Raw genomic sequence first — 12733 nt, 5'->3', positions numbered from 1 at the left:
CCTTGTCTATTAGTCCTCAATAATTACCCGGAAGCCTACGTTGAATACACGTTGGTACGGATAATATCCTTTACGGGTATAAGCCGTCGAGAATTTCGGTCGCTCGATATAAGAACCGCCACGAACCACCTTATACTCGGAAACCTCTTTCGATTTCTCGTTGTAAGGATAAGGCAAGTAATCTGAACGAGTCCATTCCGCCACGTTACCGTGCATGCAATACAAACCGAACGGATTCGCTTCATATTGCTTACCACCCACCTGAACCAAATTGCCATCATCCACGCCTTCCTCTTTCGGTAAGTAAGTATAGTACTTGTACCAATAAGAAGTCTTAGGCATCGGTTGCGGGTCGATACCGCTTACGGCAAGCAGGAGCGTGGTTACGTCGGCTAGGTTATCCTTTTTACCGAAGTCCGCATTCATATCGCCATACCAGAAATCTTGATCGCTACCGGCACGACAAGCCCATTCCCATTGCGCCTCGGTCGGAAGCGTGATGTTCAAGCCTGTTTTCTCACTCAGCTTCTTACAATAATCCATCGCATCATTGTAACTTACACGGATTACCGGTTGCTCTGGCTTATTAGCGGGATATCCTTGAACCACGTGATCCTTCCATTGCTGATCCACGAAACGGCTGTCGTGATCCGGGAAAATCACGTTGAATTGCTGGTTCGTAACCTCCAACTCACCCATCCAGAAAGCTTTGTCAATCTTCACTTTCGCCGTCGGACGAGTATCGGATTGCCCACGATAGCTACCCATCACGAATTGTCCGGCCGGAACGCGAACAAATGTCATCTTGATACCCGGAGCCAACTCGATCTCCTTACGGGTTTCCTTCTCGTCGGCCAACATAGCCTTGATCCGGTCCGCATCGAATGGCCAACCTTTCACCTTCAACTCTTTTTCCTTGACAGGAGCCAATTTCTCCGGCATCTCCGGTTTGATCTCACCTTTACCCTTCAAGTAAGCGGCATAATCGGAGATCTCTTTCTTCCAATCCACGCCTGCGCCATTCGCATACTTATCCGTCAACTCTTTACGGCGCTTGATCTGGTCGAAGCCTTGATACGGGATGATATCCTTCGAAAGCACATTTGCGTTGAAATAACCCTTATCCGGAGCGTTGTAATCAATCCAGTTATAAAGGGTTTTCCACTCTTTATCCGTCAGTTGCACGTTAAAGTGCCCTTTCTTCAACATACGAACCAGTTCACTCGTGTTCGGATGATATTCATACGGTTGAAGAACCACCATATCACCCTCGCCACCTTGACGGTGTACATACGGATGCAGATTCAAGTAAGAAGTGCCATAACCTAATTTATCCTTCTTGCCCCCACGCAAGTCGAAAGCCTTACCCTCACCATTATGGCAAGCGATACAGGCACGATCCAAGATCGGTTGGATCTCCAGATCGAACGTGAACGAACGGGTCCCCCCTTCCGGCGGAGTCAACGCATGCGGGGCTTTCTGCGAAGCCATCACACGTTTCGGGATAGGAATCTGGTTCTGGTCCTCATGGCAACCGATACAAGATACCACCTCGCCCGGCTGACCGGTCAACCAGCTACGCATCCACTGGATAGCCACTCCGTCTTTGTCTAACGGCTGGATAGAGATCGGCGTATTCGCCGGGATCTTGAAGATAGCGGAGCCATCCTCTTCTACCGGTACCGTACCCAACATACGCTTGATGTCCCAACCGGACTGGATTCCATGCCAGTTATGATCGGAGGTAGTCTTCACGTAAGCATACTCATAAGCGTGCAGACGAAGAGACTTAACCGTACCCCGGGGAATGCCTCTCAAACCCTCTCCCTCGTAAATATCCTGAATAAAGACCGTAGCCTCTTTGTCATTCAATTTCACACGGTCCGGAATAGCCGGAGGAGTCTGTGTCTTACGTACGGCAACCGGACTGATATAGCCCTCACCCTCTACCTTACGCAAACAAGTCACGTTATCGAATACGTCCACCAAATAGATACCCCATAAATCCTGTGGATCTAATTTAGCGGCCACCAAGAAATATTTATCATTCAGCGGAGTCGGTTTGATAAACTGCGGCCATACGCCATTTACCAACTCATCCTTAATCTCCTCCACGATCGGCCGGTTACGATACGGGATCTCCTGTACCATACCAGCGGCGCCTTTACGGGCTTTCGCCGGATCGAACACGATCAAACGACCGGAACGGGCAATACCATGGTGACCGGAGATAATTCCCACGAAAGCGGAACCGTGGCCCGGCAACGGCTGAATATCGAACGTACTGTTCGGGAACATCGATCCGCTACCATACAGCGCTTTCTGCTCCGTACCATCCGGATTCATGTTCATCACGATACGGGAATAATAGTGCGTCAAGTCCGTGTACTCCCAACGGGTATACATCACACGACCGTTATTCATCACTACCGGGTTCCAGTTCGCGTCTTGATCGAAAGTCAGACGGCGCAAGTTCTTCGTATCCGGCGTATAAAGTACCATATTACCGACAGGGTCATCACCGCTTACACAAGGCACGCCTTGATAACCGATATTCGAGTTGGCGATGATACGTCCGTCAGGTAAGTAGGTTCCATCATAAAACTCCAGATCCGGCTCCTCGTTATGTATTAATTGCTTAAAGCCCGAGCCATCCAATTTCACCTCGAATACGTTCCAACGCTTATCGGGCATCGTCTGGGTAAACATAGCACGATCGCCATCCCAATGCATCCGCAAGTCGGCGACAGAGGAACCGTTTTCCGGTTTATAGATCGACCGTACCTGTACATCCTCCCCGCGTAAATTACTCAACTCCACGATATCGGCGTCGAAGCCCATACGGCGGGCGGACTCTTGGTTACTCCAGTTATTACCCTGCGTACCCAAATCCGGAGCCATTGCCTTATGAGCGTTTACACCTAATTTAAAGCGGGCAGCCAAGACTTTATCACCGTCCAAGAACGGGTTCGCCAGCAAGATCGTACGTTTATTCGCGATCGCTTTCTCGGCATTAACCAAAGCGGCCTCATCACCACTATAAATGCCATCGAAACCTTTCTTTACCTGCTGTTCCAACTCATCCAAAACTGGTTGATACTTAGTGGCATCGAAACCTTTCAACTTTTTCATATCGTTGAAAGCCAAACGAATCGCCTCCATATTCAACCAACTCAAGTCGCTCTGTAAATTACAGATACGTTGAGTTTTCTCATAAAGTTTCAAATACTCACGGATCTGAGTATCAATATCTTTTTCCGTCTCGATCTGCTTAACAGCGTTCTTTACATACGCAGCGTCTTTCAGACGAGAAGCCAGATTCAAGACAATATCACGCTCGGCGGAAGCGTCACTGGCAGTCAACCAGTTCTCCAACCCATCGATATTAGCGTTTAAGGCCCCCAATTCCTTCGGATAAGCGGCTAGCAAACGTGCGGCCTCCTCCTTCGGGAAAACATTCATGATACGGAAGAATACACTACCTACCGTCGACTGATCGGCCAAACCCACCTCAGCCTCGAAGCGTACATATTCCTTATTGATATTGTACACCATCACGCCATTGGCATGGCATAATACACTATGATCGTATTTCTTACCGCCGATCAACAAAGGATTCCCGTATAAATCCGTATTCTTGCGGATACTGCCCGAGCCAGAAACCCAATAATCAGGATCTAACTCATCCAACCAAACCGAACTACCGTCCGCCTTGATTAAACGGGCATTCGCCCATGTACCCCAATCCCAATCCGTACCATCCGGTCCGGCGGCCGTAACAAGCACCAACTGATCCAGCCCCGTCAAATCGGCGGACATCGGGACAGCCTTCTGCTTCGCCTTGATCCAAGCCGACATGATCGGCATGTTCGCCTTCACCAAAGAGGCACGAAGCTCAGACTTTTGTTTTACTGAGGCGTCAATCCAGTTATCCACCTTCTTTTGCTTCGGACCTGCCGAAACAAGAAGAGAGGTCGACAACAAGAGTGATACCATTATATAGTATTTATTCATGTATTAAATTTAAATTTAGAAGGTTGTTTATTGAAACCCTAAGGATCACGATCGGCAACCCTTAGGATTACGAAGCATAACCCTATAGGTTTTTATAAAGCGGCCTTCTGGTTCGTGAAACGTAAGCCAGCGTTGTCGTGATAGCATGCCCACTCATCTACGATAGCGCCTTCCGGACCTGCCATCATAAAGTGGAATGTCTCCAATTTCTTCAGACGTAATACGTCGCCGACCTTCTGAACCACGAAATTCTTGCTCTTGATCGGTCCGTGTCCAGCAGGGATAGCCGGTGCGTTCGGAGTCTCGTCACCTACCTCAGAGAAGTTGTATACCCAACCCTTCTCTACCATCCAAGACTCATGTTTAGCCGGGAAGTCAGTCTTTACGTGAGCATGTTCCGGAATCATCTGGCCCGGCAACAAATAGATAGCGTGAGCGAAATACTTATACTCCGGATCGTTGATCCAGAAAATACCACCCATACCTACATTTTCGAAATCGCCCAAGCCAAAGTCTGTCACCCACATATCTTTCGCCATCAACTCCGTGAAAGGAACATCGTAGAAAGCAAACATATCTTTCATCGCTTCCATAGCGACATCTTGTTGAAACTTGCCGTCTTTATAAAAATCGGCGTTCGTGTACTTCTTTGAATAAGCCATTGTTTTATTTTTTTGATTGTTAGTATTACATGCGTTCGTGCATTCTTTGCGGCAAGTTCCTTCCGGACAATTGCCCTCCCCGTTAGCGGCGCAACAAGTAGCGTCTGTTGTTGTCTTTCCCGTACATGCGACCATAGATGCCAACGCCAATCCCATAGCCGCCATTTTCATGTTCAAACCTTTTCTCATTTGTTTTTGTGTATATTTGTTAGTACTATTTGTTTCAACGTATCGCTATTCCCTCGATCTCGATCAATAACTCATCCCGGCAAACGTCGGCCCACATATAAGAGATCGGGATATTTAATCCGTAGGTATTCATCAAACGCTCAGCCTCCTTATAGTCGGATTTATTCTTCAAGTAGACTCGTAACTTAACCAATTTAGCGTCAGCGATCAGTTCCGCTATATTTTCCATCGTGATCCGTAGCTGACGTTCCAGACCTACTCCCGTCAAGCTCTCCTCACCACGGATAGCGGCTGTACCGGAAATATAAATCAATTTACGATCCTGAAAAGTCATGCTCTTGGCACGCTCGAACTTAGGGGTCGTCTTCTTTTGTCGGGCAACTTCCAGTACTTGTTCCGAATACGCATGGGCAGCCACCTGCAATTTATTATCGATCGGCGTAGCGAAAGCGTCCGGCGTAGTAAATACGGCGGCATCCACATCGATCAAGATACCTCCCAGATTCGCCCCGATACCCGTAGCGGCAGGATAACCATTCGTCCATTCCGTTTTACTATAAAAATCAGACCGGGCGTTATTAAACGCTTGGTAATGCTGATCCTGACCGTCGAAAGCGGTTATACGCTCGATATAATTCCACTGGCGGATAATGCTATTCAACGGAAAACCCTCCCGACGAAGCACATCCCCCAATAACCGGAAAGCTTCCACCGACTGAGGCTCGATACCAAAATGGAGTACATCCCCTTGAAAACCGCCGGCGAAAAGGAAACGCCCCGAGGCATTCTCCAACAAGACATAAGGAACACCTTGATAATGACGGAAAGTAATCCGATCCTGCGCATCGGGCACATAGCTATGTACCTCCATCAGCAAAGGAGCGTTCAATGGCGGTTGGGAGACATAGCTCAAGGCCGGCTCGCAATCCCCATAATACCGACGGATCTTCTCCCGCAGCAAAACCCGGCGTGCCACGTATTCCTCATTCGTACCCGGAGTACCGAAAAAGGCCAGTCTCATGATCACCTCGTTTTGAGGCAATTGAGACAATAGATCGTCCACCATAACGGCGAACTCGGCCCGCTTGGTGCTTAATATCGTATAATGTATCTTCTCACAATAATTCATATCCTTTTATTTTACAGGGAGTTTACATATTCCGTTAACGCCTCGATATCTTTCTTGGAAACCTTTTTATCGATGCCATGCTTATGGACCTCGAACACCTCTTCCATGGTAGCCGCACGCCCATCAAACAGATAAGGAGCCGTACGCCAGACCTCGATCAAAGTAGGCGTATCCCACCCTTTCTCAAATTCTATATCCTCGCCGATACGGTGCATCTTCATATCCGTATAATAAGGACCGCTATGACACTCGCCACATTTCAGTTTCTCAAACACCTTTCTTCCCTCTTTCGCCTTATCCGATAATTCCCCATTTACTAAATACGGGCTAGGCACCGGACGCAAGGATTTCATATAAGCGTCCACACATTTCGCCATTTCCTCTTCTGGCTCAAAAAACTGAATGAACTTAAAACCGGCACGTACCGCATATTCTGCGCTCTCACGAACACCCGAGATCATGCTTGGGGGAGTCACATGCGAATACAACATGCTCTTACAATTCTTCGAGTTACCAACTCCATCATTCATCAAGTCCCAGTTCATCCCGTCCGTACGGGCATCCCCCGGATGGCAACCGTTACAACTCTGCCAGCCTTGATAGCAATGATTTGCGTCGTTAAAGTATTTCTCGCCCTTGTTCTCCGGCGTTTCCGTACGCCCCGGATTCATGTCGGTAGCCGTCACCTCCAATGTATTTATATCGACGGTATTCAAGATATCGGCGAAATAAGTAGGGATTATCAACTTATCTCCCGAAAATATAAAATTTCGGGGACCGTTTCCTTGTAAGGTAACTCGCTCACGAAGTCCATACAAGAAATTCAAGTCGTAATCCAGACGGCTCTTATCCTTATAAGACTCAAACTTCGCCAACATCGCCGGATGATCGATCACGCTCACCTCATGCGTTCCGCTATGCGTGATAAAGATATGCTTGTCATCGCAAGCGATACTCCAGATACCGGCAGCGCCACGATCCGGCTCGTCCACCAATACCGCCCCAACGAATTCCTGCTTCGCCACATCGATCACGCTGAAAGCGCTCGTGTTCATCCAACCTTGTTGAAGTTGGGAAGTAGGCACCGTGAATCGTCCCAAGTTATGAGACACGTATATATATTTCCCGTCCGGCGTGATACACATCCCCCGTAAGGCATTGCTACCATTCGCCAATTGGATATCTTTCACTTTCGTAAACCCCTCCATCTCGATTACTGATACGCAAGCGGCCACCACATCCACGTCCGCCCGTTGTGCGGGCAGGAAATTCGTAACAAACATATACTTGCCATCCTTGCTGAATACCGCCGATTTAGGCTCACGCAACACTTTCACGCTCCGGACTACCTTACGCATCACCGGATCTATCTCGACCACCGAATTATCGAACTGATTACATACATATATATGTTTCTTATCCGGCCCGAACATCGGATGACAGGCTCCCGATCCCGTCGGTATAGCCGCTTCCACCCTACCCGATTCCAAGGAAAGCACTTGTAAACGGCCGGTCTTCTCGAAGGTCGTCACATACACCTTATCCCCATCCGGAAGCAACCCGGTCGGGATCTCATCAAACGGAAACGAATGAAGTAAGCTCTTACCGTCCGCTGAAAAAATATCCAGATGTCTCGTTCCTTTCTGTGTCATTAATAGCTCCCCCTTTGCGTTCAATACGGCATCCGTAGTAAAGAAAGGTGGGTTGCCGGCTGAAGCGAGAGAAACGCAACAGCCGACAAGACAAGCCACCAATGAGTTTTTTATCAAGTATTTTCGTGTGTTCATGGTATATTTTGTATTCCTTATTTTCTAAATCCTAGTTCGTTCGAGATTACCCCGGCAACCTCCTTGATCGCCTTCACCGTATTTTTCACCACCTCTTTCGATAAGCGGTCTTTCGGGCCGGAGATCCAAATCGCTCCACAAGGATATCCCGTATAATTAAAGATCGGGGCGCCTACGCAGATCACGCCGCTCAGCTCCTCCTCATTATCCATGGCATATCCCAGCTTACCAACCTTCTCCAATTCCTCCAGATAGGCCTCACGAGAAGTGATCGTCCGGGAATTATACCGTGTAAACGTCATGTAGGACAGGTAACGATCTCGCACCGTCTTCGGCAAATAAGCCATAATCGCCTTTCCGGGAGCCGAACAATGCAACTCAAACGGCTTTCCCGGCGACAGGACGAAGCGGAACGTATGATGTCCTTGCGCTTGTTCGATAAAAATCCCTTTCTCATCTCCCAAGACACCAAAGCAAGCGGTCTCTTTCACTTGATCACGTAAATCACGCAAATGTGGCAAGACGGTCTCTAAGAGATTGTGTTCATTCAAGGATCTGAAACCAAGGGTCAATAATTTTCGGGAAAGTTTATAGCGTTTCGTGTCTTCACTAAAATTAAGATATTCCAGCCGCACCAATGTATTCAAAATACGGTAAGCCGTAGTCTGAGATATATCGAGCGCCGACTTAATATCTTGCAATGTTTCTCCCGCCGACCGCAAGGAAAGGTACTCAAGAACCGCTATGCCCTTCTCTAAATTAGGCACTTTGTAGCTCTCATCCACTTTTTCCATATTTGGCAGCGTGTTTTCCATATTTGAAATTGCATTTCAGATTTGAACCAAATATAGCAGTGATGAATTTAAACAAGACACGAAATATGTAAAAAGGTGTTAAGTATGTTGCAGAGCATATAAATCCTTAAAGGAAAATGATCAATTCTTTTTGATTTACAATGATTTTATCTCTTATATACATATTATTTACCTACTTTCGCGGAATATCCTTGAAAGCACAAGGATATAAGTGCATTCATAAACGAGCAAGAATACAAACATGACAAGCGAAAGCAAAAAAGAAAAGTTAAATAAAAACGAGCTATTAGCTAATTATCAATATCTCATGGATACGATCTGGACTATCTATTTGGAAGACGGAAGCGTCGATATACTTAAATATTCAATGAATCCGGAATTAATTAATACAAAACAAGATTATACCAGCCTTGCCAACATTCTAAGAAACGACATCTATTCTCCAGACCGTAGTTTATGGGATGAAACGGTTTCGCTTGAAGCTTTCTTTAGAATGATAGCCGAAGGATGTTTTCATAAAACATTTGACTTACGTTTCTGCAACGATCACTTCGGTTTTGAATGGCACGAAACTTTTATCGATATTCTTGTTAACAACGAAGGTATCCCTGATAGAATCCTTTTATCTAGCCGTAATATCAACGATTTCAGAAAAGCGCAAATTATAGAAACCGCCGTAAGATCAGAATATGATTACGTAATCTATATTGAAGCTTCGAAAAATAGCTATGTCATGTATACCTCCGGCTCGGAGAGCTATAGTCCCCCTCCTATCGCCAGCTATGACTATGATGGAGTAGTCGCCTCATATAACCGGCAATATATGGCACCTGAGCTTCACGAAGAAATGACTGAGAAACTACAGATCGCTCATATAGAACCGATACTACGGAAACATGGAGAATATATCGTATATGGCACCATGATAGAGAATGGCGTAAACCGGGAAAAGAAAATGCGATTCAGCTATTACGACAGGGAAAAGAACATATGGTTAATGACTCGAACTGATATAACGGAAATCAAAGAAGAAAGAAAACAAAAAAAACTGTTGCAGGAAGCTTTACAGAGCGCTAATGCCGCCAACCGTGCCAAAACTGATTTCCTATCCCGGATGAGCCATGACATCCGCACTCCTATCAACGCCATCGTCGGTATGACAGCGATAGCTGGCCTGCACATGGATGACCAGATGCGTATAGCTGATTGCTTAAAGAAAATAACCATTTCCTCCAAACTCTTATTAAATCTGATCAATGAGGTACTGGATATGTCTAAACTGGAAAGTGATAAGATCATGCTGACAGAAGAGGCATTCAAGATCAACGAGCTATTAGAGAGTTTATTCGTCATGGTGCAACCGGCCTTTGAAGCGAAAAAGCAAAAGTTTCAGATACATGTCACCAAGATAAAACACGAATGCCTTATAGGTGACGTGCAACGTATACAGCAAGCATTGTTGAACATGCTTACAAATGCGATCAAATATACTCCGGAAGACGGGCAAATACAACTAACGGTAGAAGAGAAACCTTCTGTCTATAACGGTTACGGCCAGTTTGAAATAACCGTAACGGATAACGGTATAGGAATGAAACCAGAATTTCTGGAAAAAGTATTCGAACCTTTCGAGCGGTCGGATGACAAGGCCATTCGCAATATCCAAGGGACTGGTCTCGGCATGGCTATCAGCCGCCATATCGCCCAGATAATGAACGGAGACATTCTTGTGGAAAGTGAATATGGAAAAGGCTCCAAATTCACCATGAGGTTTCATGTCAAACTGGGAAGTACGAATGAATACGACAATAATATATTGGTAGACCTACCAGTACTGGTAGTAGATGACGATGAGGTATCCTGCGAGATCGCTTATGAAAACCTCCAAGAATTAGGGATGAAACCGGAATGGGTTCTTTCCGGTGAAAAGGCCGTACAAAAAGTAATCGACGGAGACACTTACTTTGCTATTATCATAGATTTAATGATGCCCGGCATGAACGGCATCGAAACCACCATAAAAATAAGGGAATACGTGGAACCAGATACTCCGATCATCATCATATCAGCATACGATTATTCCGGTTACGAATTTGAGGCAGTAAAAGCTGGCGTCAACGGCTTCATAAGCAAGCCTATCATGAAATCCAAGCTATTCCATTTAATGAAAAAATTTGCCTCAGACAAAAAGGAAGACGAGCAAGTCCTTATCACACCGACTCATATCATATCTTTTCCCGGCAAACGGATACTGGTCGTGGAAGACAATGATCTAAACCGCGAGATAGCGTATGAATTGCTGCAAGAAACCCATGCAGAAGTCGAGACAGCTTGCGACGGACAAGAAGCCGTTGATAAAGTCGCCGCTTCACCCGAAGGTTATTACGATTTTATAATCATGGATATACAGATGCCTGTAATGGATGGACTCGAAGCGACAAGGCAAATTCGTCATCTCGACCGTCAAGATATCAAAGATATGCCCATTATAGCCATGTCTGCCAATGCTTTCGCCGAAGATGTACGGCTAAGTCTGGAAGCCGGCATGAACGAACATATCGCAAAACCGATCGAGATAGACAAATTATATGGAATTATGAGGAAATGGTTCCAGTAAAAAAAGCCGGAATCTCTTCCGGCCTTCTCCAAACTCAATGAATAACCTTTTTACTTCTTGCAATCGCAAGTTGAATATGCTACCAACATCCAAACCAATTTTTCTTGTTCCTTCAGATAGTCACTCATCAACGCTACCGTAGCCTCATCGCCCGCCTCCGATGCCAAGGAAAGAAGTTTACGCTCCTCACCAATCAGCAGGCCATAGGTATCGAGAATATGTTTCAATGCCTCGTCACCACAGGATACGCCTGATACCTCTTTTACACGGGCTACTTTCAAATACTCGCTGAACTTGTTCTCCGGCTCGCCTCCCAACATCAGGATACGTTCCGCCAACTCGTCAACCTTCTCGGCAGCGTTGTTGTACATATCCTCGAATTTACCGTGAAGAACGAAGAAACCGTGTCCCTTGATATTCCAGTGGAAACCACGAAGGTTCGTATAAAATACTTGGTAGTCCGCCAATAATTGTTTCAAGCTTGCTACTACGTTACTTACCGCTGATGCGTCTAAATGAAGATAATCTAATGTTTTCATACTGCTATTTTTTTAATTGTTATACTTTCCGTTTTCTTATACTGCAAAGATATGGTAAATATAAACAGCTGTCAAACAGATAATTCCTATATACATATAGATAGAATCTATATTTAAACGATCAACAGGAAGACATGCGATAGAACTTAGGTTTCTATTTACCCAATTTAAACTTATATCCTGCGGTAAGAGCCAAGGTATGGTAATTCGCCTCGATAGATCCTCCCTTATACTCTTTACCTAACGATACATCATAGCCAAAATTGATAAAGCATTGTTTTATTTCCACACCTACAGTGGAACTTATACCCCAATCAAAAGCACGAAGCCCTTCACAGGGATCATGGGTATAAAACTTAGCGGATTCTTCCGAAGCGACAGACCATCCCCCGAACATTCCTTTATCCAATACGCTTACGGCTATATAAGGGCCTACTCCGACATTCAAACGAATATCCTCAGCTAATTTGAACGATAAATTAGCCATAATCGGTAATTGCAAGAAATTTCGTGTCACCTTATTTGAGTAATCATACGCATATCCATACGGATCATAAGTAGGTCCCGGCACAGTCCACCAATAATGCCCATATCCATATCCGGGGAATTGGTCATTACTATATCCCCTTTGCGTATAATACAGACCGGACTTCAGAGAAAGAAATTCCGGCTTCAACTGATATTCCACTCCTACCCCAATCTTCCAACTCGGTTTCCAATCAACCATTGGACCCGCCTTCATCACTGTCATACCCGCTTCCGGAACTACCGACCACTGGGCTTGTACCGATACTACACCCAGCATTAACACCATCGCAAATACTACAACTCTTTTCATATACTTTTTATTTTGATAAAATAATCGAACGATATATATGAATAAGACATGAAACAATAAAAAACCCCTATTGGCACCAACAGAAAAAGGCCGGAATCACTTCCGACCTTCTCCAAACGCAATGAATCACCTTTTTTACTTCT

Annotated in this window: 8 protein-coding genes; 1 reads left to right on the top strand and 7 read right to left on the bottom strand. The window is 45.6% G+C overall.

Annotated elements, in window-relative coordinates; genetic code table 11:
* Window positions 1–9: 9 nt before the first annotated feature.
* The 5 genes from QVP94_RS11210 to QVP94_RS11190 form a co-directional block, all read right to left on the bottom strand.
* The gene (locus tag QVP94_RS11210; protein ID WP_121961207.1) at window positions 10–4014 is read right to left on the bottom strand and encodes an SUMF1/EgtB/PvdO family nonheme iron enzyme; all 4005 of its coding nucleotides are present in this window, start codon (window positions 4012–4014) and stop codon (window positions 10–12) included.
* Window positions 4015–4106: 92 nt separating this feature from the next.
* Window positions 4107–4865, bottom strand: a complete 759-nt coding sequence (locus tag QVP94_RS11205; RefSeq protein ID WP_008779695.1) for a cupin domain-containing protein — start codon at window positions 4863–4865, stop codon at window positions 4107–4109.
* Between the two features lie 34 nt (window positions 4866–4899).
* The gene (locus tag QVP94_RS11200; RefSeq protein ID WP_022192619.1) at window positions 4900–5994 is read right to left on the bottom strand and encodes a chorismate transformation FkbO/Hyg5 family protein; all 1095 of its coding nucleotides are present in this window, start codon (window positions 5992–5994) and stop codon (window positions 4900–4902) included.
* 11 nt (window positions 5995–6005) lie between these two features.
* Window positions 6006–7781, bottom strand: coding sequence for a YncE family protein (locus tag QVP94_RS11195; RefSeq protein WP_005857757.1), 1776 nt, complete (start codon window positions 7779–7781; stop codon window positions 6006–6008).
* 17 nt (window positions 7782–7798) lie between these two features.
* A complete protein-coding gene (locus QVP94_RS11190; RefSeq protein ID WP_036628756.1) occupies window positions 7799–8596 on the bottom strand; it encodes an IclR family transcriptional regulator in 798 nt (265 codons plus the stop codon).
* Window positions 8597–8837: 241 nt separating this feature from the next.
* Between QVP94_RS11190 and QVP94_RS11185 the strand changes: the two genes are divergently transcribed.
* Window positions 8838–11213, top strand: coding sequence for a hybrid sensor histidine kinase/response regulator (locus tag QVP94_RS11185; protein WP_005857761.1), 2376 nt, complete (start codon window positions 8838–8840; stop codon window positions 11211–11213).
* A gap of 50 nt (window positions 11214–11263) precedes the next feature.
* Here QVP94_RS11185 and QVP94_RS11180 read toward each other — a convergent pair whose 3' ends face one another.
* Together QVP94_RS11180 and QVP94_RS11175 are read right to left on the bottom strand one after the other, a co-directional pair.
* Window positions 11264–11752, bottom strand: a complete 489-nt coding sequence (locus QVP94_RS11180; protein ID WP_005857763.1) for a Dps family protein — start codon at window positions 11750–11752, stop codon at window positions 11264–11266.
* Window positions 11753–11906: 154 nt separating this feature from the next.
* Window positions 11907–12590: an outer membrane beta-barrel protein gene (locus QVP94_RS11175; protein WP_005857766.1), complete on the bottom strand. Its 684-nt coding sequence runs from the start codon at window positions 12588–12590 to the stop codon at window positions 11907–11909.
* Window positions 12591–12733: the final 143 nt, after the last annotated feature.

The organism is Parabacteroides sp. CAG:2, assembly GCF_000436315.1.
Taxonomy (GTDB): domain Bacteria; phylum Bacteroidota; class Bacteroidia; order Bacteroidales; family Tannerellaceae; genus Parabacteroides; species Parabacteroides distasonis.
Note: the sequence above shows the minus strand (reverse complement) of the source record. Positions and strands in the feature narration are given on the sequence as shown.